The sequence below is a fragment of the Pseudomonas sp. P8_241 genome, from assembly GCF_034008315.1.
In the GTDB taxonomy this organism is placed as follows: Bacteria; Pseudomonadota; Gammaproteobacteria; order Pseudomonadales; family Pseudomonadaceae; genus Aquipseudomonas.
Map to the genome: position 1 here is coordinate 5,588,132 of NZ_CP125377.1, position 25,140 is coordinate 5,613,271.

Annotated in this window: 28 protein-coding genes and 1 riboswitch; of the genes, 14 read left to right on the forward strand and 14 right to left on the reverse strand. The window is 58.5% G+C overall.

Annotated features, from left to right (window positions below):
* Positions 1–155 precede the first annotated feature (155 nt).
* Both QMK58_RS25005 and QMK58_RS25010 read right to left on the reverse strand, forming a co-directional pair.
* Positions 156–1,838: a fatty acid--CoA ligase gene (locus tag QMK58_RS25005; protein WP_053159646.1), complete on the reverse strand. Its 1,683-nt coding sequence runs from the start codon at positions 1,836–1,838 to the stop codon at positions 156–158.
* 160 nt (positions 1,839–1,998) lie between these two features.
* Entirely contained in the window at positions 1,999–2,628 is a 630-nt protein-coding gene (locus QMK58_RS25010; protein WP_053159648.1) for a LysE family translocator, read from the reverse strand.
* Positions 2,629–2,720: 92 nt separating this feature from the next.
* On the opposite strand from QMK58_RS25010, the gene QMK58_RS25015 reads away from it, so the two are divergent.
* The 3 genes from QMK58_RS25015 (at position 2,721) to QMK58_RS25025 (ending at position 5,568) form a co-directional block, all read left to right on the forward strand.
* Positions 2,721–3,686: a 2-hydroxyacid dehydrogenase gene (locus QMK58_RS25015; protein ID WP_053159650.1), complete on the forward strand. Its 966-nt coding sequence runs from the start codon at positions 2,721–2,723 to the stop codon at positions 3,684–3,686.
* A gap of 33 nt (positions 3,687–3,719) precedes the next feature.
* Positions 3,720–4,718: a class I SAM-dependent methyltransferase gene (locus tag QMK58_RS25020; protein WP_053159652.1), complete on the forward strand. Its 999-nt coding sequence runs from the start codon at positions 3,720–3,722 to the stop codon at positions 4,716–4,718.
* 52 nt (positions 4,719–4,770) lie between these two features.
* A riboswitch (yybP-ykoY riboswitch) is annotated at positions 4,771–4,893 on the forward strand.
* A gap of 90 nt (positions 4,894–4,983) precedes the next feature.
* Positions 4,984–5,568: a TMEM165/GDT1 family protein gene (locus tag QMK58_RS25025; protein WP_053159654.1), complete on the forward strand. Its 585-nt coding sequence runs from the start codon at positions 4,984–4,986 to the stop codon at positions 5,566–5,568.
* A gap of 97 nt (positions 5,569–5,665) precedes the next feature.
* Here the strand turns inward: QMK58_RS25025 and QMK58_RS25030 are convergent, their stop codons facing one another.
* The 4 genes from QMK58_RS25030 to QMK58_RS25045 all read right to left on the reverse strand — a co-directional run bounded on the left by QMK58_RS25030 (position 5,666) and on the right by QMK58_RS25045 (position 7,747).
* Entirely contained in the window at positions 5,666–6,484 is an 819-nt protein-coding gene (locus tag QMK58_RS25030) for a M48 family metallopeptidase (protein ID WP_053159656.1), read from the reverse strand.
* A 151-nt stretch (positions 6,485–6,635) separates the two neighbouring features.
* Positions 6,636–7,259, reverse strand: coding sequence for an SOS response-associated peptidase (locus tag QMK58_RS25035; RefSeq protein ID WP_053159658.1), 624 nt, complete (start codon positions 7,257–7,259; stop codon positions 6,636–6,638).
* A gap of 35 nt (positions 7,260–7,294) precedes the next feature.
* Positions 7,295–7,555: a putative signal transducing protein gene (locus QMK58_RS25040; RefSeq protein ID WP_053159660.1), complete on the reverse strand. Its 261-nt coding sequence runs from the start codon at positions 7,553–7,555 to the stop codon at positions 7,295–7,297.
* 9 nt (positions 7,556–7,564) lie between these two features.
* A complete protein-coding gene (locus tag QMK58_RS25045) occupies positions 7,565–7,747 on the reverse strand; it encodes a CPXCG motif-containing cysteine-rich protein (protein ID WP_053159662.1) in 183 nt (60 codons plus the stop codon).
* Between the two features lie 139 nt (positions 7,748–7,886).
* On the opposite strand from QMK58_RS25045, the gene QMK58_RS25050 reads away from it, so the two are divergent.
* Complete coding sequence (locus tag QMK58_RS25050) at positions 7,887–9,053, forward strand: 1-acyl-sn-glycerol-3-phosphate acyltransferase (protein ID WP_053159664.1); 1,167 nt, start codon at positions 7,887–7,889, stop codon at positions 9,051–9,053.
* A 70-nt stretch (positions 9,054–9,123) separates the two neighbouring features.
* Here the strand turns inward: QMK58_RS25050 and QMK58_RS25055 are convergent, their stop codons facing one another.
* Entirely contained in the window at positions 9,124–9,402 is a 279-nt protein-coding gene (locus QMK58_RS25055; protein WP_320396563.1) for a hypothetical protein, read from the reverse strand.
* A 248-nt stretch (positions 9,403–9,650) separates the two neighbouring features.
* Positions 9,651–10,235 (reverse strand): YajG family lipoprotein, encoded by a 585-nt coding sequence (locus tag QMK58_RS25060; RefSeq protein WP_053159669.1) that lies wholly within the window; start codon positions 10,233–10,235, stop codon positions 9,651–9,653.
* Positions 10,236–10,439: 204 nt separating this feature from the next.
* Between QMK58_RS25060 and QMK58_RS25065 the strand changes: the two genes are divergently transcribed.
* A complete protein-coding gene (locus QMK58_RS25065) occupies positions 10,440–10,673 on the forward strand; it encodes a hypothetical protein (RefSeq protein WP_053159670.1) in 234 nt (77 codons plus the stop codon).
* A 741-nt stretch (positions 10,674–11,414) separates the two neighbouring features.
* Positions 11,415–12,923 (forward strand): malate dehydrogenase (quinone), encoded by a 1,509-nt coding sequence (mqo, locus tag QMK58_RS25070; RefSeq protein ID WP_053159671.1) that lies wholly within the window; start codon positions 11,415–11,417, stop codon positions 12,921–12,923.
* A gap of 150 nt (positions 12,924–13,073) precedes the next feature.
* Here the strand turns inward: mqo and QMK58_RS25075 are convergent, their stop codons facing one another.
* The 4 genes from QMK58_RS25075 to QMK58_RS25090 form a co-directional block, all read right to left on the reverse strand.
* Complete coding sequence (locus tag QMK58_RS25075; protein ID WP_053159673.1) at positions 13,074–13,361, reverse strand: PA4642 family protein; 288 nt, start codon at positions 13,359–13,361, stop codon at positions 13,074–13,076.
* 63 nt (positions 13,362–13,424) lie between these two features.
* Positions 13,425–13,910, reverse strand: coding sequence for a hypothetical protein (locus QMK58_RS25080; RefSeq protein ID WP_053159675.1), 486 nt, complete (start codon positions 13,908–13,910; stop codon positions 13,425–13,427).
* A gap of 120 nt (positions 13,911–14,030) precedes the next feature.
* Positions 14,031–14,504, reverse strand: coding sequence for a WbuC family cupin fold metalloprotein (locus QMK58_RS25085; RefSeq protein WP_053159677.1), 474 nt, complete (start codon positions 14,502–14,504; stop codon positions 14,031–14,033).
* 3 nt (positions 14,505–14,507) lie between these two features.
* Positions 14,508–15,065 carry a hypoxanthine-guanine phosphoribosyltransferase gene (locus QMK58_RS25090; protein WP_008045996.1) on the reverse strand — a complete coding sequence of 186 codons (558 nt, stop codon included), beginning with the start codon at positions 15,063–15,065 and terminating at the stop codon, positions 14,508–14,510.
* A 165-nt stretch (positions 15,066–15,230) separates the two neighbouring features.
* Here QMK58_RS25090 and upp point away from each other — a divergent pair, with 165 nt between their 5' ends.
* Positions 15,231–15,869, forward strand: a complete 639-nt coding sequence (gene upp, locus QMK58_RS25095; protein ID WP_053159679.1) for a uracil phosphoribosyltransferase — start codon at positions 15,231–15,233, stop codon at positions 15,867–15,869.
* Positions 15,870–15,871: 2 nt separating this feature from the next.
* A complete protein-coding gene (locus QMK58_RS25100; RefSeq protein ID WP_053159681.1) occupies positions 15,872–17,146 on the forward strand; it encodes a uracil-xanthine permease family protein in 1,275 nt (424 codons plus the stop codon).
* An 87-nt stretch (positions 17,147–17,233) separates the two neighbouring features.
* On the opposite strand, the gene hemH is transcribed toward QMK58_RS25100, so the two are convergent.
* Together hemH and QMK58_RS25110 are read right to left on the reverse strand one after the other, a co-directional pair.
* A complete protein-coding gene (gene hemH / locus QMK58_RS25105; RefSeq protein WP_053159683.1) occupies positions 17,234–18,256 on the reverse strand; it encodes a ferrochelatase in 1,023 nt (340 codons plus the stop codon).
* 13 nt (positions 18,257–18,269) lie between these two features.
* The gene (locus tag QMK58_RS25110; protein WP_053159685.1) at positions 18,270–19,172 is read right to left on the reverse strand and encodes a TIGR01777 family oxidoreductase; all 903 of its coding nucleotides are present in this window, start codon (positions 19,170–19,172) and stop codon (positions 18,270–18,272) included.
* Positions 19,173–19,368: 196 nt separating this feature from the next.
* Here QMK58_RS25110 and QMK58_RS25115 point away from each other — a divergent pair, with 196 nt between their 5' ends.
* The 6 genes from QMK58_RS25115 (at position 19,369) to QMK58_RS25140 (ending at position 25,088) form a co-directional block, all read left to right on the forward strand.
* Complete coding sequence (locus QMK58_RS25115; protein ID WP_053159687.1) at positions 19,369–20,355, forward strand: NAD(P)/FAD-dependent oxidoreductase; 987 nt, start codon at positions 19,369–19,371, stop codon at positions 20,353–20,355.
* Positions 20,356–20,475: 120 nt separating this feature from the next.
* The gene (locus QMK58_RS25120; protein ID WP_320395580.1) at positions 20,476–21,435 is read left to right on the forward strand and encodes a DUF523 and DUF1722 domain-containing protein; all 960 of its coding nucleotides are present in this window, start codon (positions 20,476–20,478) and stop codon (positions 21,433–21,435) included.
* Positions 21,435–22,376 (forward strand): MerR family transcriptional regulator, encoded by a 942-nt coding sequence (locus QMK58_RS25125; RefSeq protein WP_320395581.1) that lies wholly within the window; start codon positions 21,435–21,437, stop codon positions 22,374–22,376. Before QMK58_RS25120 ends, QMK58_RS25125 begins: the two co-directional genes overlap by 1 nt.
* Before the next feature lie 21 nt (positions 22,377–22,397).
* Positions 22,398–23,855: a deoxyribodipyrimidine photo-lyase gene (gene phrB, locus QMK58_RS25130; protein WP_320395582.1), complete on the forward strand. Its 1,458-nt coding sequence runs from the start codon at positions 22,398–22,400 to the stop codon at positions 23,853–23,855.
* Positions 23,856–23,928: 73 nt separating this feature from the next.
* The gene (locus tag QMK58_RS25135) at positions 23,929–24,705 is read left to right on the forward strand and encodes an SDR family NAD(P)-dependent oxidoreductase (RefSeq protein ID WP_053159693.1); all 777 of its coding nucleotides are present in this window, start codon (positions 23,929–23,931) and stop codon (positions 24,703–24,705) included.
* A 77-nt stretch (positions 24,706–24,782) separates the two neighbouring features.
* Positions 24,783–25,088 (forward strand): YkgJ family cysteine cluster protein, encoded by a 306-nt coding sequence (locus QMK58_RS25140; protein ID WP_008153413.1) that lies wholly within the window; start codon positions 24,783–24,785, stop codon positions 25,086–25,088.
* Positions 25,089–25,140 lie beyond the last annotated feature (52 nt).

Here is a 25,140-nt window from a genome sequence, read left to right on the forward strand (position 1 = left end):
TAAAGTGTGATTTGCACCCGCCAACCACTCTGGAACAGTCCTTTCGCCAATCCGACACCCGTCGGCCCGGCTAGGATGGCTGAAAATAGAAATTTGACAAGCCAAGCGCTTGCTTGGTGGGCTTGGCGTGCCTTTTCGGGCACGCCAGCAGACGCTTAAAGCGTCGAGAGGAAGGTACTGTTGGTGGCTTGCCATTCGGTGATATCGACGCGAATTTTCTTCTTGTCGAGTTTACCGACGCTGGTCTTGGGAATTTCAGTAACAAGGGCGATCTGACTCGGAATAGCCCACTTGCTCAGGTGCCCCAATTCCACAAAAGGCTTGAGGTGTTCCTTGAGCTCCCGGGCCCCGATTTGTTGCCCCTCACGAAGCACCACCAAAGCAAACGGTCGCTCACCCCACTGCGGATCGGCGATGCCAACCACTGCTACTTCGCGTACCGCCGCATGACGACTGATCAGGTCCTCCAGGTCCAGGGAGGAAATCCACTCGCCACCGGTCTTGATCACGTCTTTGATGCGATCACGGATGTCGATCACGCCCATGCTGTCCAGAGTCGCTACGTCCCCTGTATGCAACCAGCCCCCGGCCCAGAGTTCGGCACCTTTTTGCGGCTCGTTGAAATAGCCCTCGGTGAGCCATGGCGCACGCAACACCAGTTCGCCCTGGGTTTCGCCATCGGCCGGCAGGAAATTACCCTCGGTATCGACAATCGCCGCCTCCACCAATGGCCCAGGCACACCGGCCTTGATACGGTAGGTGGTGCGCTCGTCTTCGCTGCCAGCCATCAATTCATCGTTGAGGTGCGCGCATGACACCAGCGGCCCGGTTTCCGACATGCCATAAGCCGCGGTCAGCTGGATGCCCTTGGCCTTGGCTGCTTCATACAAAGTGCGGTTCAGCGCGCTGCCGCCGATGACAATCTTCCAGCCGCCGAAGTCGGTGTTTTGTGCAGCCTTGGCGTTGAGGACCATCTGCAAAATGGTCGGGACGCAATGGGAAAAGGTGACCTTCTCTTTACGCCACAGCTCCACCAGATATTCCGGTTCATAGCGCCCCGGATATACCTGCTTGAGGCCGAGCATGGTCGCCACATACGGCAAGCCCCAGGCATGCACGTGGAACATCGGAGTGATCGGCATGTACACATCGTTGGTACCCAGCAGGCGGACACTGTCGATCGCGCCCATGATGGTCGAAACGCCCATGGTATGCAGCACCAGTTGCCGATGGGTGAAGTACACGCCTTTGGGGTTGCCCGTGGTGCCGGTGGTATAGAACGTGGTCGCGACAGAATTCTCGTCGAAATCCTGGAAGTCGTACTGTGGACTCGCGGCAGCCAGGAGCTGCTCGTATTCGCCGATGAGGTTGGGCAGATCCGCGGTCTTTTCCGGCAGATCGGTCAGCAGCACGGTTTTTTCGACCGTGGTCAGGTGTCCCGCAATCGCGTTGTACAGCCCGGTGAACTCGCTGTTGACCAGCACGAAGCGGTCCTCGGCGTGGTTCATGGTGTAGAGAATCTGTTCCGGTGACAGGCGCACGTTGATGGTGTGGATAACGGCACCGATCATCGGAATGGCGAACATGCATTCCAGGTAACGATGACTATCCCAATCCATGACCGCCACGGTATCCCCGGCTTTGACGCCGGCTGCCGTCAACACGTTGGCCAAACGCGCCACCCGTTCGATCAGGGTCGGATAGCTGTACCGCAACTGGTCGCGGTAGATGATCTCGCGGGTTTTCTCATAACGGGCACCGGACATCAGCAACCGTTTGATCAGCAGCGGATACTGGTAAGCGCCTTCGGCTGGGGGGATAACGCGAGTCTGCAACATAAGAATCCCTTTTTCTGACTGCACGGTCTTGGCTGAAAGTAAGCACTGTAGTGCCCTTGATCGCCAGCCAAATCAGCCAAAGGAATGATTTGCAGAGCCGCACAAATGCTAGCGTTGCGCCAGCATTCGTTGACTTTCATCGTAGGGGATGTGTGATTGATCAGTGCATCTCGGTAAACGCGAGTTTCACGCCAATCGCGATCAGCACCGCGCCCATCGTCCGGTCGAACCAGTGCCCCATGCGGGCAAAACCGGCGCGTACGCGCTGCTGGCTGAACAGCATGGCCACCAGGCAGAACCAGATCGCCGTTGCCACCGCCAGATAAACGCCATAGCCGGCCTGCACCGCAAGCGGTGTGTGGGGGTTGATGACCACGGTGAACAGCGAGAGGAAGAAAAGCGTGGCTTTCGGGTTAAGACCGTTGGTAACGAAACCTGAGGTGAAAGCGCCACGCGCAGTGCGCTCGCCAGCTTCCTTGTGCAAATCGTCCGCCACAGGTTTGGCCGGTTGCGCTCGCAGCGCCTTGAAACCGATGTACAGCAGGTAAGCGGCGGCGGCCCACTTCAACGCGTTGAACAGCATGATCGACTGGGAGACGATCAGTCCGATGCCCAGAAGCGAATAACCGACGTGCAGGAAAATTGCGGTTCCCACACCCAGCGCAGTCCAGGTGCCAGCGCGCCGGCCGTGAGTAACACTTTCACGTACCACCACGGCAAAGTCCGGGCCGGGGCTGGCCACCGCCAGCAAGTGAATCAGGGCAACGGTCAAGAACTCTGTCCAGTACATGTGGGGCTCCTTTAGGCCAAGCGTAACTATTTATTTCATCTGGTAGGCTCGGCAGATTACGCCTTCAGTTCATTGCACAAAAGGTACAGTTGATGACGAACACTCGCCGCGCCGTTTTCCTCGACCATCCGTCCCTGGACCTCGGTGACCTTGACCTCAGACCGTTACGCGATTGCTTCAGCGATTTGCAGTTGTTCCCCCAGACCTTGCCGGATCAAGTGATCGATCACCTCAAGGGCGCCACCGTTGCCATCAGCAACAAAATTGTCATCGATGCCGCCGCCATGGCTGCCAGCCCTGATCTCAAGCTGATCCTGATCACGGCCACCGGCACCAACAACGTCGACCTCGCCGCCGCCCGTGCCCACGGGATTACCGTGTGCAATTGCCAGGGTTACGGCACGCCGTCGGTCGCACAGCACACCATCATGCTGCTGCTCAACCTGGCCACACGCCTGGCCGATTATCAGAAAGCCGTCGGTGAAGGGCGCTGGCAACAGGCCAAACAGTTCTGTTTGCTGGATTACCCGATTGTCGAACTCGAAGGTAAAACCCTCGGTTTGCTGGGACACGGCGAACTGGGTGGCGCAGTTGCGCGACTGGCCGAAGCGTTCGGCATGCGCGTGCTGCTCGGACAGATTCCGGGGCGCCCTGCCCGGCCGGACCGTTTGCCGCTGGAAGAGCTGCTGCCACAGATTGACGCGCTGACCCTGCACTGCCCGCTCAACGAACACACCCGGCACTTCATCGGTGCCCGGGAACTGGCATCCATGAAGCCCGGCGCATTCGTGCTCAACACGGCGCGCGGCGGTCTGATCGACGAACAAGCCCTGGCTGACGCCTTGCGCAACGGTCATCTGGGCGGAGCCGCCACCGACGTATTAAGTGTCGAGCCTCCGATCAACGGCAATCCACTGTTGGCCGACGATATCCCACGCCTGATCGTTACCCCGCACAACGCTTGGGGCAGTCGCGAAGCGCGCCAGCGGATCGTGGGTCAAGTGACTGAAAACGCCTTGGGATACTTCAGCGGTAAGGCGCTGCGGGTCGTCAGTTGATAAACTGCGGCACTTTTTTCCACAGGAGCAGTTATGGATCCGCGCAGTGAAGTACTGCTTCGTCAGGCCGACTTATTCCAGGGTTCGGTGTTGTTGGCCGGTTTGCCCGCCGATGATTTGCTCGGCCGCCTGCCCGACGCTCACGGTTGGTGCTGGCATGCCGGCGATCAGGCCGCCCTGGACGGGCGCTTTGCCGAACGCAGCCATTTTGGTGTGAACGCCCCTGAACGCGAATTTGATAGCGCCGTGGTGTTTCTACCCAAGTCCAAGGATCTGACGGACTACATCCTCAATGCCCTCGCCTCGCGCCTGGCCGGCCGCGAGCTCTACCTGGTCGGTGAGAAAAAAAGCGGCATCGAAGGCGCTGCCAAGCAACTCAATCCGTTCGGCAAGCCGCGCAAGCTCGACAGCGCACGGCATTGCCAGCTGTGGTTAGTCTCTGTGGCTAACGCGCCTGAAGCCAAACCGCTGGAAAGCCTGGCCCAGACCTATGAATTACCGCTGGCCGAAGGTCCGTTGAAAGTCATCAGCCTGCCAGGTGTTTTCAGTCACGGTCGCCTGGATCGCGGCAGCGCTTTGCTGCTGGAACACCTGGACAAACTGCCCAGTGGCCACTTGCTCGACTTCGGTTGCGGCGCGGGCGTTCTAGGCGCCGCCGTAAAGCGTCGATACCCACACAATCAGGTCACTTTGCTCGACGTCGACGCATTTGCCGCCGCCAGCAGCCGCCTGACGCTGGCCGCCAACGGCCTGGAAGCGGACGTGATTACCGGCGACGGCATCGATGCCGCGCCCATGGGTTTGAGCGCCATTCTGAGCAACCCGCCGTTCCATGTCGGCGTCCACACCGATTATTTCGCTACCGAAAATTTGCTGCGAAAAGCAGCCAAACATCTGAAAAACGGTGGCGAACTACGTTTGGTAGCCAATAGCTTCCTGAAGTACCAACCGTTGATAGAAGAGCATCTCGGTGTTTGCGCAATCAAGGCCGAAGGTCAAGGATTCCGGATATACCGGGCCAAGCGCGGATAGACCCTCTTTTGAAAAAGAAGGCTTGCCGAATGGGTTTTGCAAAGGCAGAATCCGCTCCGTCCTAGGGGAGTAGTCTCCCACGAGCGCCATGCTCGTCCGGCATACGTCAACATACTTGGTCCTCAGACCATGGCGTATGCGACCCAAGCGACCGCATCAGACGGTTCGCAGGGTTTGACAAGACCTATGACACGCACACCTTACCCGGGGCGGGAAGGCTGTACGTGTCATAGCCGTGTCGACCCGCCCCTTAGGAAAACCCCTGATGCTGGATTCACTACTCGTACCCACCGCAATCGTTGCCTTGGCCGAAATCGGCGACAAGACGCAACTGCTCGCGCTCATTCTTGCTGCCCGCTTCCGCAAGCCCTGGCCGATCATCGCCGGCATCGTCGCCGCAACGCTGGCCAACCACGCGGCAGCCGGTGCGGTCGGCGCGTGGGTCGGCGGTTTCTTCTCCGATACGATGCTGCACTGGATCCTGGCTGTGAGCTTCGCCGCCACTGCGCTGTGGACTCTGGTACCGGACAAGATGGATGACGACGAAGCCAGCACCGCGCGCAAGTTCGGGCCATTCCTGACCACCCTGATTGCCTTCTTTCTCGCGGAAATCGGCGACAAGACCCAGATCGCGACCGTGATGCTGGCCGCACAGTACCCGGAACTGTGGCTAGTGATCATCGGCACCACCCTTGGCATGCTGATCGCCAACGTACCGGTGGTACTGGCAGGTAATTTTGCCGCAGACAAACTGCCCCTGACGCTGATCCGTCGACTGGCGGCGTCGGCGTTCTTCATTCTGGCGATTGTGGCGGTGTACAAGGCGATGCAGAGCAGTGGGTGGGTTTGACGGTTTAGGTCGATAGACCGGGGTTATCGTTCATCGCGAGCAGGCTCGCCCACAGGAGCCCGCTCGCGATGAAGCCAACAGCCTCACCGCAAGACGATCAGGACTTCCTGGCTTGCTCGTACAACGGCATCACTTTCGGGATCGCGGCCTGCAACGCCGCAATCCTGCTCGACGACGCCGGGTGAGTGCTCATGAACTCCGGTGGCGAACCTTCCGAGGCCTTGCTCATTTTGTTCCACAAGGTGATCGCGGCATTCGGGTTATAACCTGCGCGGGCGGCCAGTTCGAGACCGATCAGGTCTGCCTCGTTTTCATTGGCGCGACTGTTGGGCAAGGTCATGCCGTAGTTGGCCACGGCGTCTGCCAGGGCCAGGCTGTCCTGACCCAATCCAAGCAAGGCGCCCGCGCCCTGCTTGGCCATTTCAATGCCATAAGCCTTGGACATCGCTTCACGACCGTGCTCGCGCAGGGCGTGGGCAATTTCATGGCCCATGACCGCGGCGATTTCATCGTCAGTCAGCTGCAGCTTGTCGATCAGCCCGGTGTAGAAAATGATCTTGCCGCCAGGACCGCAGTTGGCGTTGAGTTCATCGCTCTTGATCAGGTTGACCTCCCAGTTCCACTGGGCCGCGTCCGGACGAAATGTCGGCGCCTGAGCAATCAGTCGGTCGGCAATCTGCTGTACACGCTTGGCTTCACTGCTGGTCTTGTCCAGCACGCCCTTGCTCGTCGCTTCGCCTACTGTCTTTTGATACGACTGGGCGTACATCTGGTCGACTTCTTGCGAAGACAGCATGCTGAACATGTATTGCTTGCGCTCAACGCCCACCGCACCGCCGCTGGTGGTGTTGACCGACTGACAACCGGCCAGCAGCAGCGCTGCGCTCAGTGCACTGATAATCAAAGTCTTGTTCATCGAAAAACTCCCTGAAAACATGCCGCGTATCCTAGGCGTGGAAATGTATCGACGCCAGATACACAAGAAATAAGACGCCTTTTTCAGGCAAAGCTCTCATCAACGCAGAAAAAATTCGTAAGCTGGCGCCGGCTGCAATTTTTTCGCCCCCTCAACCCGGTGTCAGACACTCCGGTCCGTTGAGCTTCGGATCGTTGACCATGTTGGCCAGCACCCGCTCGCGCAACGCTACAGGCTCACTGGCCAGCAAGGCTTGCAGCGCGTACAGCGGCGTCTCGGGATCAAGCCACGCTGCCTGCCCCGCCTCATCGAGGATCAATGGTCGACGCTGACTAGCCGCCGGCTGAGTAATCACTGCAGTGCTCAACCACACTTGCTCCTGCACCGGATACGCTTCCCAGATCGCAGCGAAAAACAGCGACGAGCCCTCCCCCGGTGTTAACCAGAAGGGCCGCTTGCGCGTTGTACCGCGCCACTCGTAGAAACCGTTGGCCGGCAGCAGACAACGCCGCTCACGCAAGGCCTGGCGAAACATCGGTTGCTCGGCAACGGTTTCGGCGCGGGCATGCGCCGGAGTGCGGGACAAATCCGTCAGCCACGGTGGTGTCAGGCCCCAACGGGCGCGAGCCAGTTCACGCTGGCCGTCGAGGCCTGCGCGCAGCATCAACACCGAATCATTGGGGGAAATGTTCCACTGTGCCTGCTGATCGGCGGGAAATCCGGGCAGGGTCGCGAAGTCGCGATTCCAGCGAAACAAGGCATAACGTCCACACATGGGGCAGCACAACTCTTGATCAAACGAACGCCAGCCTAACAGACCAGCGTGCCGGGGAAGCTGTCCGGCTCATCGCCGGACAGGGGCAGTGCGGCATTGTACGCACTGATCAGCTCACGGGCGTATTCGGCCTGATCGTTGTCCACCGCAAGGCCCAGCAGGCCGAAGATCGGCAATTCACCGGTGGCGCCCACCAGATCACGGCCCACCAGATGCGCTTCGACACCCTCACTGGCCAGCATGCCTTGCAGCAACTCGCCTTCCATCAGGTTTTCCGGTTCGTAAATGCGCTGCATAGACGCCCCTCACTCGTTTTCACTGAAAACTTCGAGATGCCATTCCTCTTCATGCACTTGCAGTACAAACGTTATCGGCCGGCAACACACCTGGCAGTCCTCGATATAGGTCTGATCGCCACCGGACAAATCCAGCGTCGTCTCGACCTCCTCACCACAATACGGACATTCATACTGCGCAGTTTCCAGCATCGCGGTCTCCCAGGTGACTTGTGCGTATAATCGCCGGTCTATTTGCAGGGCTATTTTTGTCTGGCTACTTTTTCAGACCGTACCCCGCCGGTTTTTGATCAGATCCTTTACTTACCCTAGCCGTTTCTAACAAGAGAGCATGATGGGCGAATTCGATGCCATCCGACCTTACGACGACAGCGAAGTCCCAGCGGTGCTGGACCGGCTGCTCGGCGACAAGGCGTTTCTAGATATCCTCACCCACTTTCGCTTCCCGCGCTTTGCCGGCGCTTTAGGCTGGGCACTCAAACCTCTTATAGCTCATCGTTTGCGCCGTGAGTTCGCCGGCGTCCATTCGGTCGCTACGCTGCAGGACAAAGTCGAGGTTTACGTCGACCACACCATCGAGCGCGCAACGGACGGCGTTACCTATACCGGTGTCGAGCAGTTCAAATCCGGCAGCGCTTACCTGTTCATAGCCAATCACCGTGACATCGTAATGGACCCGGCCTTCGTCAACTACGCCGTGTATCACGCAGGCCTGCCGACACCGCGTATCGCCATCGGCGACAACCTTCTGCAAAAGCCTTTTGTCAGCGACCTGATGCGCCTGAACAAGAGCTTTATCGTGCACCGCTCGATCACCGGGCGTCGTGAAAAAATGGCGGCGTATCAGCTGTTGTCGGCGTACATCAACCATTCGATCCGCAACGATTGCGCCTCGATCTGGATCGCCCAGGCTGAAGGTCGCGCGAAGGACGGCGACGACCGCACCGAGTCGGCGATCCTCAAGATGTTCCACATGAGCCGCAAGGACGAGCCGTTCGGCGAGGTTATCCGTTCGCTGAACCTCACCCCGGTATCGATCAGCTACGAATACGACCCCTGCGATCAGGCCAAGGCCCGCGAGCTGTATATCCGCGCCACCACCGGCAGCTATACCAAGGTGCCGGGCGAGGATGATGTGAGCATTGCCAAAGGCATTACCGGCTACAAGGGCCGTGTCCACGTGAATTTTGCCGCACCAATCACTGAACTGTTCGATGACACCAAGCAATTGGCGGTCGAGATGGACAAGCAGATTTTAGGTGGGTATCGCCTGTTCCCGGTGCACTACCTGGCCTACGCCATGTGGAAAGACGCTGACCCGCAATTGACGGTGCCAAAAGCTGCAGAGATGTTTGCAACCGACGAGCTGGCAAAGGCTCAGGAGCAATGGCAGCAGCGCCTTGAGGCTTGCCCCGAGGAGCATCGTCCGTTCCTGGTGCTGCAATACGCAACGCCGGTGCGCAATCAGTATCGGGTCAAGGCTGGATTACCGCTCTAAACGAAAAAATCGCAGCCTGCGGCAGCTTCTGTAGGAGCTGCCGCAGGCTGCGATCTTTTACTTCACAAATTTAAACCTGCGTGCTGATCCACGACACCAAAAGTGCCAGCGCCATGCAGGCAAAACCGAAGATGTAGAAAAACCGGTTCATGCGCAGGGTTGCCCAATCCAGCGTCGGCTCTGCGTTGGGACGGCTTTGGCGCTGCGCTTGAAGACTCGCCATCGCGCGCTGTTCGCGGCGACGGGTAGCGTGCAGCAACCAGCCGCCCGGAAAGGCAAAGAGCAGGGCCAGCAGATTGATCAGTTTGGCGGGATGGGCGGAAAACAGCGTCATCAAATGCAGCGACATCACAAGCCTCAAGCTAAACAGGTAGGCAGGCGCCACACCGACGACCCGCGGCGCGGATTCTACCCAAAGCCCTCAAGCCTGCCCTCCCCTTTGCGACAAACAACAAATCAATTGACCAATGGCACCCATCGCAAGCGGCCTGAAAACCGACCGCAAGGGCTGCTGTAGGAGCTGCCGCAGGCTGCGATCTTTTATTTCAAGACAAGATCAGAAGATCGCAGCCTGCGGCAGCTCCTACGGGGCTCGCATTACTCGCCGAGCACCTGACCCACAGTCGGATCCTTGAACAGACGGGTCAAGGCATCGCTCAACACATCGCTGACCAGTTTGGTGTTGGTTTCCTGGTTCGGCGCCATGCCGAAACGCTGGTCCAGGGACGCACCATAACGACCGCTGTAACGGCGATTGGCATTCTGCACATCGGAGCGGAACGTCGCACCAATGGTCGCCTCGGTCACATACATGCCTTCTTTGGGCGACTGATACTTCAATTCCGCCAGAGTCACGGTGATTTGCGGGGCATTCATCGCATTGGAAGTCGGCGTAAAGCCCAAAAGGCGCACGGCCGCTTCAGCCTGAGCCTGCAATTTCGGCAGAATCTGCGCGCCCTGCACGGTGATTGCGCTGGTCTCCGGATACAGACCGCCACGGGTGCCCAGAGTCGGCGATGGGCGACCGTCCACCACTCGCACCACCACAGGCTGACCATGGCCGACCGGCGCCAGTTGAGTGGTCAGCTTGGGTTCCGGGTTCAGTTGTTGCGGGCTGTGGGCGCAGCCGACCAGGGTCAAACTGGTCACAGTGATCAAACCGAACAACAGACGTTGCAACATGCTCTTCTCTCCAGAATCAGGCACAAACAGGGGGGCAGTATAGCGGTGCGCCACTGCGACGAACCAGCACCCCACACTGTTTGTTGAAATTTCTGACAACCCCTTCAGACCGCAACGCCTGTCATGCAGATGTCACCCCCCATACACTTGCACGTAACGGCTTGCGCTCATTCTTTATTTCAGAAACTCAAAAGGTACTTCTCTATGCGTTATCTGATTTCACTGTTCGCTCCACGCCCGCGGCATCGCTGTTTCGCCCTGCTCGACCGCAACGGCTATTGTCAGGCATTCAAGCAATGCAACCTGCGGCCGAGCGGTGAAGGCTGGGTCGAAATCGAAGAAATCCGCCTTAACTGGCTGCAACAGCCTCTGCCCGCGAGCGCCCGTGTCGTTCAGCGCCAAACGCGGTCACGGGTGCATCATCTGATGACCACCTGACCGAACGCCTAATAAAAGTCATTAAACACGACCATTTCCCTGCGTTTCTTAGATACAATCTCCCCCCGATTATAAGGACGTCTCCTGATCGGGCCTCGCAGCATCGTCAATGCGCTTGTATTGACACCCCGCACCGCCCACAGAGAGCCGCCCACACAGATCGAGTGAAGCTGGCGCGCTTGCTGTTTTGTTGAGCAAAACCTCCACTTTTCGCGAATCTGCAGAGCTGTCATTACGCTCGGTCACTGAGCTGTTTGCCCGTTTTGCCTGCCATGTAGCCCATGGCGGCAATCCATCCGGGCACGGTGCCAGGCTTGGACAGCCCTTTTTGAGGTTCACGTCTTCAAAAGAGCGTGAAAAAAACGGGTTTTCACAACTTCACAAGAGTGTGGCGAGCAAATGAATAGTTTTGCGTCTGAATATGCACCATTAGCGTCTACAACAGCCCAACGACACAGGACCGAGTATTCCGCGAACACCGGAGCCTGAAGCCTGTCCGCTACGGATTTGGTTGCACAAGCGGATGTATCGACCATAAGTCGAATTGCCAGCTGCTCGTTGAAATGAGTTCATTAGGACTCTTGGTAGACCCGGCAGGTAGCGTCCGTCGAAGTTGCAAAAAATTGCGAAGATTCGGACATGGCGATCCTGCCATGGGTACTTGGGGCAACACTGACAAGCCCCGTCACTCCTGGCAGCCATGCCGTCAATTTGGTGCTGCAGATTTTGGAGACGCGTTAAATGGCGCATAACGAAGCAGTCGACGTAGTACTGGTTGGGGCCGGCATCATGAGTGCCACCCTTGCAGTACTGCTCAAAGAGCTCGACCCCGCGATCAAGCTGGAAGTCGTCGAGCTGATGGATTCCGGTGCTGCGGAGAGTTCGAACCCGTGGAACAACGCCGGTACCGGTCATGCCGGACTGTGTGAGCTTAATTACACGCCTCAGTCCTCCGATGGCGCCGTCGACATCAAGAAAGCCGTGCACATCAACACCCAGTTCGAGGTGTCGAAGCAGTTCTGGTCGTACCTGACCAAAAAAGGCACGTTCGGCTCGTGCAAATCGTTTATCAGCCCGGTGCCACACCTGAGTTTCGTGCAGGGCGACAGCGGCGTGTCCTTCCTCAAGGAGCGCTTCAAGGTGCTGAGCAAGCACCACGCCTTTGCGGACATGGAATACACCGAAGACAAGGCAAAGATGGCAGAGTGGATGCCATTGATGATGCCTGGCCGCGACGCTGGCGAAACCCTGGCCGCCACTCGAGTGATCAATGGTACTGACGTCAATTTCGGCGCCCTGACCAACCAGTTGCTCAAGCACCTGACCAGCGCACCCGATGCCCAGGTCAAGTACTGCAAGCGTGTGACCGGTCTGAAACGCAGCAAAGCCGGCTGGACCGTCAGCATCAAAGACGTCAACAGCGGCAACACCCGTGAAGTCGACGCCAAATTCGTCTTCCTCGGCGCTGGCGGCGCGGCACTGCCGCTGCTGCAAGCGTCGGGTATCGAAGAGAGCAAAGGCTTCGGCGGTTTCCCGATCAGCGGCCAGTGGCTGCGTTGCGACAACCCGGAAGTGGTCAAGCATCACCAGGCCAAGGTCTACAGCCAGGCAGCCGTAGGTTCGCCGCCAATGTCCGTGCCGCACCTGGACACCCGTGTCGTCGACGGCAAGAAATCCCTGCTGTTCGGACCTTACGCCGGCTTCACCACCAAGTTCCTCAAGCACGGCTCCTTCATGGACCTGCCGCTGTCGGTTCGCGCCGGCAATATCGGCCCGATGCTGGCCGTGGCGAAAAACAACATGGACCTGACCAAGTACCTGGTCAGCGAAGTGATGCAGTCCATGGAACAGCGCCTGGAATCCCTGCGTCGCTTCTATCCCGAAGCGAAAGCCGAAGACTGGCGCCTGGAAGTGGCTGGCCAACGGGTGCAGATCATCAAGAAAGACCCGAAAAAAGGCGGTGTCCTGCAATTCGGCACCGAACTGGTTGCGGCCAAGGACGGCTCCCTTGCCGCCCTGCTGGGTGCTTCGCCAGGTGCTTCGGTGACGGTTTCGATCATGCTGGAACTGATCGAAAAATGCTTCCCGGGTAAAACCAAGGGCGAATGGGCTGGCAAACTGGCAGAAATCTTCCCGGCCCGGGAAAAGGTTCTGGAAACCGACGCTGCGCTGTATAGCAAGATCAACACGCAGAACAACGTCGCCCTGGAACTGGTTGAAGCCAGCAGTGAGACCGAAAGCTACGCTTGATTGGGCCACATGAAAAACGCCCCGCTCCTGTAGGAGCCGGCTTGCTGGCGATGGCATCACCCCGGTGGATCTGACAGACCGAGGTGATGCGATCGCCAGCAAGCCGGCTCCTACAAGTTCGGGGCGTTTTTTTGCGGTGCCTGAAAGATCTTAACCGCGCGCTTTTTCAATAAGCTCGATGTAGTCCGGCGCGTTGCGTTGATCCTGGATCAGCGTAACGAAGTCCTTGCCGTGCTCGTCCTTGCCGTTCACGTCATAACCGGCCTCGACAAAGAACGTCAAAAATCGCTCGAAGTCATCGATGCGCAGACCACGATAGGCTTTGATCAGTTTGTGCAGGGACGGAGAAGTCGCGTCGAGCGGTTCGAAATCGAGGAACAATTTGATCTGCTCATCGCCGATCTCGTCACCAATCACTTGTTTCTTATCTTTACGCATTGCCGACTCCAGCTCGCAGACATTACACGGGGCGGGCAGTTTACCCCTGTGCGGGCCCGGGGCTCAACGCGGACGAACGCTGCCGGTATGCAGATCGGCCCATACATGGCCGTTGGCATAGCTGAGAAACTGGCAATACACCGTATCGTTACGCAACAAGTCGATTACCACGCGGTATTGAGCCATCGGGTAATAGAGAATCAGAGTCTTGCTCGACTCGTCATAAACCGGTTTCTTCAGGCTTTTACTCTCGCCATCGAAGTTGACCAGCACCTGACTGATGGTGGCGCCCTTGTTCAAGGACTTTCCCTTGAGGCGAATGAGCAATGGGGACGTGACCGGAATCGGCTGTTGATTGGACTGACGCTGGGCACCGACCACCACCGAATAATCAGTGACTTGCATCAGTTGCTGCTGTTCGGGGTCGGCATTGCGCAGAGTGAGGTCATCCGGCGGCAGAAATTGACTGTGCATGGGCGCCGGCGCGGCAGCCAAGGGCAGGCTAAGGGTCAGCAACAGGGCGGCGCAGCAGCGGATCGAACGGCTCATGTCAGGCTCCGGAATCGGGGCCAAGCACTCTAGCATGGGTTGAAAATCAAAAGATCGCAGCCTTCGGTAGCTCTTGCAGGGTGTTCGCCAACCCAATGCAGGCGCTGCCGAAGGCCGCGATCAGTCGAATTGCGCGTGCATCCAGGCCTGATATTCGGCAACGCCGGGCTCGCCTTCGCGCGGAGCCCACGATGCCAACTCACCCTCGCCGACCGGACGATAGGGACCGGCCTTGCATTCGAACATCAGGCTGTCGGCCTCCAGCACCACCAAACCGTGGAACACACCGGTGGGCAGGTCCACGCCGACGCACTCGCCACCGGCCTGAAGCACGGTCTTGCTCAGCACAGCTCCGGCCTCATCGAAGATCAACACACCCAGTCGGCCCTTGAGGACTAACAGGGTTTCGGCCTTGTTTTCGGCCAAATGCCGGTGAGGCGGAATATACGTGGACGGCTGCAAACCCACCGCCATGCGATGGCAAGCCTCTTCCATCTGATGGAAGTTGTGATGCTGTCGCCCACGAGGGTTAGCCGCCGCTTTCTCGGCCAACTCGGCGAACAGCGTCTGATCAAGAAAGCGTGGCGCGGTCATTTTTTACATTCCTTTAACGGCAAAGATCCCGTTGGCGTTACGCCAATAGCCTTTATAGTCCATGCCATAGCCAAAGATGTAACGATCGATGCAAGGCAGACCGACGAAATCGGCTTTCAGGTCCGGGCGAGCCTTGCGGTCGTGGTCCTTGTCGATCAGCACGGCGGTGTGCACTTTGCGGGCGCCAGCGTGTTTACAGAAGTCGATGATCGCGCCCAGGGTGTGACCTTCATCAAGGATGTCATCGATGATCAGCACGTCACGGTCGATGAACGAAACTTCCGGCTTGGCTTTCCAGAACAGGTCACCACCGCTGGTTTCGTTGCGATAACGGGTGGCGTGCAGGTAGGAAGCTTCCAGCGGGAAGTGCAGGTAGGTCAGCAGCTTGCCGGAGAAAATCAGCCCGCCGTTCATCACGCAGAACACCACCGGATTGCTGTCCGCCAGTTGATCATTGATTTGTGCACCGACGCGGGCGATGGCCGCCTCGACTTCAGCTTCGGTGTACAGGCAGTCAGCCTCTCGCATGATTTGACGGATATGCTCGAGATCAGCGGACATGGTGCTCTCCAAGGGGATGGCGGATTCGGAAAAGCGGGCAAAGGTACGCATCAACCGAAGCCAGATCAAGCGTTTGTGGACTAACGTACTCTATGTCTATAGGACAACACCCTCGGATAGATTAATCTAGGCCGGTTTTTTTGCCCGCCGCCGGAGCCTTTCCCCATGCCCATCCATGAGATCCGCCACCCGCTGATCCGTCATAAACTTGGCCTTATGCGCCGCGCAGACATCAGCACCAAGAATTTCCGTGAGCTCGCTCAGGAAGTAGGCGCCCTGCTGACTTATGAAGCCACCAAAGACCTGCCGCTGGAATCCTACGATATTGAAGGCTGGTGCGGCACTGTGTCGGTCGAGAAAATCGCCGGCAAGAAAATTACTGTCGTGCCGATCCTGCGTGCCGGCATCGGCATGCTTGAAGGGGTGCTCAGCCTGATCCCGGGCGCCAAGGTCAGCGCCGTGGGCGTTGCTCGTAACGAAGAAACCCTGCAAGCCCATACTTATCTGGAAAAACTGGTCCCGGAAATCGACGAACGTCTGGCGATGATCATCGACCCGATGCTCGCCACCGGCAGCTCCATGGTTGCCACCATCGATCTGTTGAAGAAGGCCGGGTGTCGCGATATCCGCGCCATGGTACTGGTGGCGGCCCCTGAAGGTATCGCCGCGGTAGAGAAAGCTCACCCGGACGTGATCATCTACACCGCTTCCATCGATCAAAAACTCAACGAGCACGGTTACATCATTCCGGGCCTTGGCGATGCCGGTGACAAGATCTTCGGCACCAAGCAGAAGGACGCGTGACCATGCAGCAAGAGTTCAACGATCCGCTCTGGCGCACGGTGCTGTCGGGTGCACAGATGCTGTTCGTGGCCTTCGGCGCCCTGGTGTTGATGCCGCTGATTACCGGCCTCGACCCGAATGTGGCGCTGTTCACGGCCGGCCTGGGGACGATTCTGTTCCAGATCGTCACTGGGCGTCAGGTGCCGGTGTTCCTGGCATCGAGCTTTGCCTTCATTACCCCGATCATTCTCGCCAAGGGCCAGTTCGGCCTGGCCGCGACCATGGGCGGCGTGATGGCGGCAGGTTTCGTCTACACCTTCCTCGGCCTGGCCGTGAAGATCAAAGGCACCGGGTTCATCGATCGCCTGCTGCCGCCCGTGGTGATCGGCCCGGTGATCATTTCGATTGGTCTGGCCATGGCGCCGATTGCCGCCAACATGGCGATGGGCAAGGCCGGTGATGGTAGCGAGCTGATTCACTACCAGACGGCAATGTTGATTTCGATGCCCGCGTTGTTGACCACCCTGATCGTCGCGGTGTTCGGCAAAGGCATTTTCCGCCTGGTGCCGATCATCTCCGGTGTATTGGTCGGTTTTGGCATGGCGTTCTACTTCGGCGTTGTCGACACCGCGAAGATTGCCGCCGCACCGTGGTTTGCAATTCCGCACTTCACTGCGCCCGAATTCAACTGGCAAGCGATTCTGTTCATCGTTCCGGTCGCCCTGGCCCCGGCCATCGAGCACATCGGTGGCGTGATTGCCGTGGGGAGCGTGACCGGTCGCGATTACCTGAAAAAACCCGGCCTGCACCGCACCTTGCTTGGTGACGGCATTGCCACCACGGCAGCCGGCCTGTTCGGCGGTCCGCCCAACACCACCTACGCCGAAGTGACCGGCGCGGTGATGCTGACCAAGAACTACAACCCGAAAATCATGACCTGGGCGGCGATCTTTGCCATCAGCCTGGCATTTGTCGGCAAGTTCGGCGCTCTGCTGCAAAGCATTCCGGTGCCGGTGATGGGCGGGATTCTGTGCCTGTTGTTCGGTTCGATTGCGGCGGTGGGCATGAATACCCTGATCCGCCACAAAATCGATCTGGGCGAAGCGCGCAACCTGGTGATTGTCTCGGTCACTCTGGTGTTCGGGATCGGCGGCGTGCTGATCGGTACCGGCACCGGTCCGGACGACTTCGGTCTCAAAGGCATCGCGTTGTGCGCGGTGGTGGCGATCGGGTTGAACCTGTTGTTGCCGGGCAATGACAGCTGGAAGCACAAGAAGGCGGATGAGCCGCTGATCTAAAGTCGATCTGCGTGACGCCATCGCCAGCAAGCCGGCTCCTACAGGTCTGTACGCAACCCTGTAGGAGCCGGCTTGCTGGCGATGTTTTTAAAGCACCAACGGTGCTCGCTCGCACAACGCGCTCAACGCCCGCACCCATTGCGGGTCATCGTTGAGGCACGGCACCAGCACCAACTCTTCGCCTCCCGCTTCGCGGAACTGTTCCTTGCCGCGATCACCGATTTCTTCCAGTGTCTCGATGCAATCGGCGACGAACGCCGGGCACATCACCAGAATCTTTTTAACTCCGCTCTTGGCCAACTCATCGAGGCGCGCTTCGGTGTAGGGTTCGATCCATTTGGCACGCCCCAGACGCGACTGGAACGACACCGACCACTTGCCGTCCGGCAAGCCCATGCGCTTGGCAAACTCTGCGGCAGTGCGCAGGCACTGGCCGCGGTAACAGGTCGCAACCACCTCAGGCGGCGCACCGGCACAACAATCACCGCCACCCTCGAAGCTGTGACCCGGATTGAGCTTTTTCAGATGCCGCTCCGGCAAGCCGTGAAAGCTCAGCAGCAAGTGATCGAAATCCTGTTCCAGATGAGGTTTGGCCGAAGCGGCCAGTGCCTCGAGGTACTCCGGCTGATCGTAGAACGGTTGAAGCACCGACAACTGAACGTCGAGTTTTCGCTCGCGCAGCACACGCTTCGCTTCTTCGATCACAGTGGTGGTGGTGCTGTCGGCGAACTGTGGATAAAGCGGCGCCAGGGTGATTCGCTTGTGGCCGGCTGCAGCCATACGCACCAGCATTGTCTCAATCGAAGGCTCGCCGTAACGCATTGCCAATTCGACCGGACCGTGATTCCACTTGTCATTCATTGCCTGTTGCAATCTACGACTGAGGACGACCAATGGCGAGCCCTCGTCCCACCAGATCGAAGCGTAAGCATGGGCCGACTGTTCGGGGCGCTTGATCAGGATCAACGAGACCAGTAAACGCCGGATCGGCCATGGCAGGTCGATCACGTACGGATCCATCAGAAACTGATTGAGGTAGCTGCGCACGTCAGCCACCGAGGTGGAGGCAGGTGAGCCCAGATTGACCAGAAGCAACGCGTGATCGGTCATGCAACGTCCTATTTCAAAGGCGGCTGGACAACTCATCCAAAGCCGCACGCAAATCCGTGAACTGAAAAGTGAAGCCCGCTTCCAGCAGGCGAACCGGAGTGGCCCGCTGGCCCCCCAGCAACAACGAAGACAATTCGCCCAGGCCTACCTTCAAGGCAAAGGCTGGCATCGGCATAACGGCCGGGCGACGCAGCACGCTGCCCAGTGTCTTGGCAAACTCGCGATTGCGTACTGGTTCAGGCGCGCACGCATTATAGGGACCACTAGCGTCACTGCGATGCAGAAGAAAATCAATCAAGCCGATTTGATCGTTGATGTGTATCCACGGCATCCACTGCCGACCATTACCAATCGGCCCGCCCAGACCGAATTTGAAAGGCAGCAACAGCCGCGACAAAAAGCCGCCCTCGGCCGAGAGAACCAGACCGGTCCGGATGAGGATCACGCGAATGCCCAATGACTCGGCTCGCTGCGCGGTTTCCTCCCAGGCGATGCATAGTTGACTGGCGAAATCATCAACGACCGGTGGCGACTCTTCGGTCAACTCACGTTCCCCGCCGTCGCCGTACCACCCTACCGCAGAACCGGAGATCAACACCTGCGGCTTCTGCCCGCGACTTTCCAGCCAGGCCAGCAGGGTTTCGGTCAGTTTGATTCGACTGCTCCACAACAGGGCTTTGCGCTTGTGAGTCCAGGGTCGGTCGGCAATCGGAGCACCGGCAAGGTTGATGATCGCATCGAGCGACTCCTGCCCAAAATCCTCAAGACGGGCGATTCCACGCACTTGAGGGCCACAGATGTTCGCGACTTTTTCAGGGGTGCGACTCCAGACAGTCAGCCGATGCCCCTGATTCGACCAGCGCCGACAAAGCTGACGTCCTATCAAACCAGTACCGCCGGTCAGCAATATGTGCATGACTTCTTCCTCGCGTGGCGTTTTACCCTGTCCATTAGTCTATTTTTATAAGCAGGGATCTTTGGTATCGAGCAGGCTCTATGCTTAACAATAGGCCAAGCTGTCGGATCGAGAACGCTAAAAGTTATACCAAAAAACAATATTGTACAGGTTCAAACCCCGGCGTAGTCTGTACAGAAAGGTAAACGAGGCCCCTATGACTGTACCTATCGCAATCATCGGCACCGGCATCGCCGGACTCTCCGCCGCCCAGGCCCTGACGGACCTCGGGTACGTGGTTCACCTGTTCGATAAAAGTCGCGGCAGTGGCGGGCGCATGTCGAGCAAGCGCAGCGATGCGGGCGCCCTGGACATGGGCGCGCAATACTTCACGGCCCGCGATCGCCGTTTTGTCACGGAAGTTCAACGCTGGCAGACCAACGGCTGGGTGGCTGAATGGACACCGCAGCTTTACACCTTCCACGGCGGCCAACTCAATTTGTCGCCGGATGAACAAACGCGCTGGGTCGGTACGCCACGCATGAGCGCGATCACCCGCGCACTGCTCGGCGACCTTGAAGTGCATTTCGCCTGCCGGATCACCGAGGTCTATCGCGGTGAGGAGCACTGGCATCTGCAGGACGCCGAAGGCTTCACCCACGGCCCGTTCAGCCACGTCGTCATCGCCACGCCGGCCCCGCAGGCTACTGCGCTGCTGGCCTCGGCACCGAAACTCGCTGGTGCCGCCGCCGGGGTGAAAATGGACCCGACCTGGGCCATCGCCCTGGCTTTTGAAACACCGCTGGAAACGCCTATGGAAGGCTGCTTCGTACAAGACAGCCCACTCGACTGGCTGGCCCGCAACCGCAGCAAACCCGGACGCGACAACACCCTCGACACCTGGGTCTTGCACGCCACCAGTGCCTGGAGCCGACAACACATCGACTTGTCCAAGGAGGCGGTGATCGAACAGTTGCACGGCGCATTCGCCGAACTGCTGCACGATTCCATGCCGGCGCCGAGCTTCAGCCTCGCGCATCGCTGGCTCTACGCCCGCCCTGCCAGCAGTCACGAATGGGGCACATTGGCAGACGCCGATCTGGGGCTGTATGCCTGTGGCGACTGGTGCCTGTCCGGACGAGTCGAAGGTGCCTGGCTCAGTGGTCAGGAAGCCGCTCGCCGTTTGCACGAACATTTGCAGTAAGCAGGGGCATTAAACCGAAAAACTTATACACAAAACTTGACGTGTACAACTTCGAATCTAAGATAAAGGTATGTTGTACAGACCTGAGTGTCTGTACAGGTTTAGATTCGAGGCATTCCAATGCAGCCCATTCCAGTCAAACCGAAAATCGCCGTCAGCGCCTGCCTGATGGGTTTCGACGTGCGCTACAACGGAGGGCACAAGGAATCGCGGCTGTGCAGTCACACCCTCATCGAGTATTTCGAGTTTCTCCCGGTCTGCCCGGAAGTAGCCATTGGCTTGGGCATTCCGCGCCAGCCGATCCGATTGGTTGGCGAGCCGGACAATCCGCAAGCCGTCGGCACTCGTGATGACACCCTTGATGTCACCCAGCCGTTGGCCGCCTACGGGCGGAAAATGGCGGCAGAGCTGGGTGACATTTGCGGGTACATCTTCATGCAGAAGTCACCTTCCTGCGGCTTGGAGCGGGTCAAGGTCTATCGCGCCAACGGTACGCCACTGAAGGGCGGCAGCCGGGGTATCTACGCCCAGGCGTTCTGCTTGCAGCACCCGGACCTGCCAGTCGAAGAAGACGGCCGACTCAACGATCCGGTGCTGCGGGAAAACTTTCTTACCCGCGTCTTCACTTACAGCGCCTGGCAGCAATTATTGCAAGAAGGTCTGACGCGGCGCGGTCTTACGGTATTCCACTCGCGCTACAAGTACCTGCTGATGGCTCACGACCCGGTGCAATACAAAGTCTTGGGCAATCTGCTCGGCACCCAGGGCCATACCGACCCGAAGGAACTCGGCCCCCGCTATTTCAGCGAGCTGATGGTCGCCCTGCAAAAATGCGCCACGCGTCGCACCCACACCAACGTCTTGCAACACCTCACCGGCTATCTGAAGCGAGCCATCAGCCGTGAAGACAAACAAGAGATGCAACACCTGATCAGCCAATATCACCAAGGTATCGTGCCTCTGGTGGTTCCGCTGACACTGCTCAAACATCACTTGCGCCAACATCCCGATCCCTACCTCGCGCAGCAGGTGTACCTGCAACCGCATCCGGAAAATCTCAGCCTGCGAAATGCCCTCTAATGAAAGCCCCTATTGACACCAGTGCCAGCGAAGACCTCGGCCATGATTTTAAGAAAGCCCTGGACGACGGCTGGCTGCCCATCCGGGAAGTAGCGCGCCAAACAGGCATCAATGCCGTGACCTTGCGCGCCTGGGAGCGGCGCTACGGGCTGATCGTGCCGCTTCGCACACCCAAGGGGCACCGTCTGTTCTCTGCCGAACATGTTCAACGCATCCAGGCCATCCTCACCTGGCTCAACCGTGGGGTGGCTGTCAGTCAGGTCAAGCCATTGCTCGATACCCCGCAGGCGGTGAGTGAAGTCGTGGATAACGACTGGCACGCACTGTTGCAGACGCTGCTGCAAGCGGTGACCCGACTCAATGAACGCACCCTCGATGACACCGTCAACCAGGTCATGGCGCTGTATCCGCCGAGAACCTTGTGCGAGCAATTACTGATGCCCTTGCTGGCTAACCTGGAACACCGTTGGCAGGGCCAGTTCGGTGCACGAATGGAGCGGACTTTTTTTTGTTCCTGGTTACGCAGCAAATTCGGTGCACGCATCTACCATAACAATCGTCAGTTGCGAACCGCGCCACTGCTGCTGATCAACCATTCAGACCTGCCCCTGGAACCTCACCTGTGGCTGACGGCCTGGTTGGTCAGTAGCGCCGATTGCCCGGTGGAGGTATTCGACTGGCCGCTGCCTGTCGGTGAACTCGCCTTGGCGGTCGACCTTCTGCAGGCCCGAGGCGTCTTGCTGTACTCCAGCAAAGCCATGAACCTGGCGCAGCTGCCGAAACTTTTCAAAGGCGTCAGTTGCCCAAAAATGATTGCCGGACCAACGGTGTGCATCCACCACGCCGAGTTGTCCGCAAAAAATACCGAGATCGCAGACTTGTACCTGGCCGAAGATCCATTGGCGGCACATCAGGCACTCGTTCAGCGTGGGTTGATCTAAATGAATCGCACGGACTTGAAAATGCAATTGATCTGGCTGCGCAGCGACATGCGCGTGCATGACAACACCGCACTCGCGGCCGCCGCTGCTCGCGGTCCGAGTGTGGCAGTGTTTCTGCTGAGTCCGCAGCAATGGCTGGACCATGACGATGCGTCCTGCAAAGTGGATTTCTGGCTGCGCAACCTGGTCGAGTTGAGCCACGCACTGGATCAGTTGAATATTCCCCTGATGATCCGCAGGGCACCGTATTGGGAGGATGCGCCAGCAGTATTGCTCGACCTGTGTCGGCAGTTGCAGATCGGCGCGCTGCACCTCAACGACGAATACGGTATCCATGAAACCGCTCGAGATGCCGCAGTCACCAGAACCCTAGAGGCCGAAGGTATTGAGGTACACCGCTACCTCGATCAATTGCTGTTCCAGCCCGGCAGCGTCCTGACCAAAACCGGCAACTTCTTTCAGGTCTTCAGTCAGTTCCGCAAAGTCTGTTATGAACGACTGCATCATTCGCTGCCCGGCCTGGTGCGCGCACCCAAGGCGCAAGCACCGCTGGACATCGACAGCGATGCGCTCCCCTCCATTATTGAAGGGTTCCCGGCGCCCAATGCCAGCCTGCGCGACCTCTGGCCCGCCGGCGAGACCGAAGCTCACCGTCGCCTCGCCAGTTTTACCGATGCGCAGATCGATCATTACAAAGACGAACGGGACTTCCCGGCGAAACCCGGTACCAGCCAACTTTCGCCCTACCTCGGCGCAGGCGTGATTTCTCCCCGCCAATGCTTGCACGCGGCACTACAAAGCAATCAGGGAGAGTTTGAGAGCGGAAGTTCCGGTGCCGTGACCTGGATCAATGAACTGCTATGGCGCGAGTTCTATAAACACATTCTGGTGGGGTATCCACGGGTTTCCCGGCATCGGGCGTTTCGCCCCGAAACCGAGGCTCTGGCGTGGCGCGACGCCCCCAGTGACCTCGCCGCCTGGCAAGAGGCACGTACCGGCCTGCCAATTATTGACGCAGCCATGCGCCAACTCCTTGAAACCGGCTGGATGCACAACCGTCTGCGCATGGTGGTGGCAATGTTCCTGACCAAAAACCTGTTGATCGACTGGCGTGAAGGCGAGCGCTTTTTCATGCGCCACCTGATCGATGGCGACCTGGCCGCGAACAACGGTGGATGGCAGTGGAGTTCGTCCACCGGCACCGATTCGGCGCCCTACTTCCGGATTTTCAACCCGCTGAGCCAATCGGAAAAATTCGATCCGCAGGGAGTGTTCATCAAGTACTGGCTGCCAGAGTTGGCTGATCTGAGTAATAAAGAAGTGCACAACCCTGCCAACGTGGGGGGGTTGTTCGGTGTGGTCGATTACCCTTCGCCAATTGTCGATTTGGGCACTTCCCGCACCCGCGCCCTGAGCGCTTTCAAAAACCTGCCGTCACGACAACCTGTCGGCGAGCCAAATGAGAGCGCCATTAACTGATTTCACGCGGTAATCCGAAGATGGATAAAAGACAACCGGGCTGGGCCGATACCTGGCCGAATGGGAGATTAGGATGAGCCGTACACCTCCACGACGATATTGGCTGACGGGCGCCAGCAGCGGAATTGGCGCCGCGCTGGCTGAAGAAATATTGAAAACCGGAGCACACCTGGCCGTCAGTTCACGGTCTGCGGTATCCCTGAAAGTCATATCGCAACGATATCCGGGACAAGTGCTGGCGCTACCCGGAGACCTGACCAACAGTCAAACCGTGCGCGAGATTGGCGAACAGATTGCCGAGTACTGGGGCTCGCTGGACACGGTCATCCTCAATGCCGGAACCTGCGAATACGTGGATGCCAGACAGTTCGATGCGTCGATCGTCGAGCATGTGGTGCGTACCAACCTGCTTGCCAGTACCTATTGCGCTGAAGCGTCCTTGCCGCTTTTACGTGCCGGTACCGCGCCACATCTAGTGGCCATGGCCAGCGCCGTGACTTACCTGCCATTGCCCCGAGCCGAAGCGAACGGCAACTCGAAGGCCGGTTTGCGTTACTTGTTCGAATCCCTGCGCATTGACCTCGCGCCCGAAGGCATCGAAGTCACGGTAATCAGCCCGGGCTTTGTCGAAACGCCCCTGACGAGTAAGAATGATTTCTCCATGCCTCTGAGTTGGCCAGTGGAAAAAGCCGCGCGGCACATTTTCGAACAACTCAAGGATCGTCCGCTGGAAATCAATTTCCCTGCGGCATTCATGGCTGCGCTCTGGCCATTGTCCAGGTTGCCTGACCAGGTGAAACTGGAGATCGGCAAGCGAATGGTGCGCAGTAACCCGCCGATCAAGGATTGACCACCGCAAGCGTTGTCAAAGGCGGCGTCCGTCAGAGCTTTCACACAGCGCAGGGTGACTGACTTACACTGCGCACCATGAAAACCATCCCTCACACGCAAATCGCGGAACCCGCAGTCACGTGCTCGACCTGCGCAGCCTGCTGCTGCCAGCTCGAGGTCATGTTGATCACCGATACGGGTGTGCCTGAACGGTTTATCGATACCGATGACTGGGGCGGGGAAGTCATGCTGCGCCTGGACGACGGCTGGTGCGCCGCGCTGGATCGCAACACGATGATGTGTACTATCTACGAAAAGCGCCCGCTGATATGCCGGGAGTTCGAGATGGGAGCGCCGGAATGCATCGACGAACGCCAGGGCATTACGACGGCGTATCGCTGATCACAAAGTTGCCAAAATAAAATTGTGGGAGCGCGCAGGCTCGCTCCCACAA

Coding starts and splice junctions, on each gene's coding strand:
- QMK58_RS25015 (WP_053159650.1), top strand. CDS start 2,721: ATGACGAACACTCGCCGCGCCGTTTTCCTCGACCATCCGTCCCTGGAC.
- QMK58_RS25090 (WP_008045996.1), bottom strand. CDS start 15,065: ATGTCCGCTGATCTCGAGCATATCCGTCAAATCATGCGAGAGGCTGAC.
- QMK58_RS25125 (WP_320395581.1), top strand. CDS start 21,435: ATGAAAGCCCCTATTGACACCAGTGCCAGCGAAGACCTCGGCCATGAT.
- QMK58_RS25055 (WP_320396563.1), bottom strand. CDS start 9,402: ATGTCGCTGCATTTGATGACGCTGTTTTCCGCCCATCCCGCCAAACTG.
- hemH (WP_053159683.1), bottom strand. CDS start 18,256: ATGACCGATCACGCGTTGCTTCTGGTCAATCTGGGCTCACCTGCCTCC.
- QMK58_RS25005 (WP_053159646.1), bottom strand. CDS start 1,838: ATGTTGCAGACTCGCGTTATCCCCCCAGCCGAAGGCGCTTACCAGTAT.
- QMK58_RS25050 (WP_053159664.1), top strand. CDS start 7,887: ATGATGGGCGAATTCGATGCCATCCGACCTTACGACGACAGCGAAGTC.
- QMK58_RS25115 (WP_053159687.1), top strand. CDS start 19,369: ATGACTGTACCTATCGCAATCATCGGCACCGGCATCGCCGGACTCTCC.
- QMK58_RS25120 (WP_320395580.1), top strand. CDS start 20,476: ATGCAGCCCATTCCAGTCAAACCGAAAATCGCCGTCAGCGCCTGCCTG.
- QMK58_RS25075 (WP_053159673.1), bottom strand. CDS start 13,361: ATGCGTAAAGATAAGAAACAAGTGATTGGTGACGAGATCGGCGATGAG.
- QMK58_RS25045 (WP_053159662.1), bottom strand. CDS start 7,747: ATGCTGGAAACTGCGCAGTATGAATGTCCGTATTGTGGTGAGGAGGTC.
- QMK58_RS25035 (WP_053159658.1), bottom strand. CDS start 7,259: ATGTGTGGACGTTATGCCTTGTTTCGCTGGAATCGCGACTTCGCGACC.
- QMK58_RS25020 (WP_053159652.1), top strand. CDS start 3,720: ATGGATCCGCGCAGTGAAGTACTGCTTCGTCAGGCCGACTTATTCCAG.
- QMK58_RS25010 (WP_053159648.1), bottom strand. CDS start 2,628: ATGTACTGGACAGAGTTCTTGACCGTTGCCCTGATTCACTTGCTGGCG.
- QMK58_RS25025 (WP_053159654.1), top strand. CDS start 4,984: ATGCTGGATTCACTACTCGTACCCACCGCAATCGTTGCCTTGGCCGAA.
- QMK58_RS25030 (WP_053159656.1), bottom strand. CDS start 6,484: ATGAACAAGACTTTGATTATCAGTGCACTGAGCGCAGCGCTGCTGCTG.
- upp (WP_053159679.1), top strand. CDS start 15,231: ATGCCCATCCATGAGATCCGCCACCCGCTGATCCGTCATAAACTTGGC.
- QMK58_RS25140 (WP_008153413.1), top strand. CDS start 24,783: ATGAAAACCATCCCTCACACGCAAATCGCGGAACCCGCAGTCACGTGC.
- phrB (WP_320395582.1), top strand. CDS start 22,398: ATGCAATTGATCTGGCTGCGCAGCGACATGCGCGTGCATGACAACACC.
- QMK58_RS25080 (WP_053159675.1), bottom strand. CDS start 13,910: ATGAGCCGTTCGATCCGCTGCTGCGCCGCCCTGTTGCTGACCCTTAGC.
- QMK58_RS25110 (WP_053159685.1), bottom strand. CDS start 19,172: ATGCACATATTGCTGACCGGCGGTACTGGTTTGATAGGACGTCAGCTT.
- QMK58_RS25100 (WP_053159681.1), top strand. CDS start 15,872: ATGCAGCAAGAGTTCAACGATCCGCTCTGGCGCACGGTGCTGTCGGGT.
- QMK58_RS25065 (WP_053159670.1), top strand. CDS start 10,440: ATGCGTTATCTGATTTCACTGTTCGCTCCACGCCCGCGGCATCGCTGT.
- QMK58_RS25135 (WP_053159693.1), top strand. CDS start 23,929: ATGAGCCGTACACCTCCACGACGATATTGGCTGACGGGCGCCAGCAGC.
- QMK58_RS25085 (WP_053159677.1), bottom strand. CDS start 14,504: ATGACCGCGCCACGCTTTCTTGATCAGACGCTGTTCGCCGAGTTGGCC.
- mqo (WP_053159671.1), top strand. CDS start 11,415: ATGGCGCATAACGAAGCAGTCGACGTAGTACTGGTTGGGGCCGGCATC.
- QMK58_RS25040 (WP_053159660.1), bottom strand. CDS start 7,555: ATGCAGCGCATTTACGAACCGGAAAACCTGATGGAAGGCGAGTTGCTG.
- QMK58_RS25060 (WP_053159669.1), bottom strand. CDS start 10,235: ATGTTGCAACGTCTGTTGTTCGGTTTGATCACTGTGACCAGTTTGACC.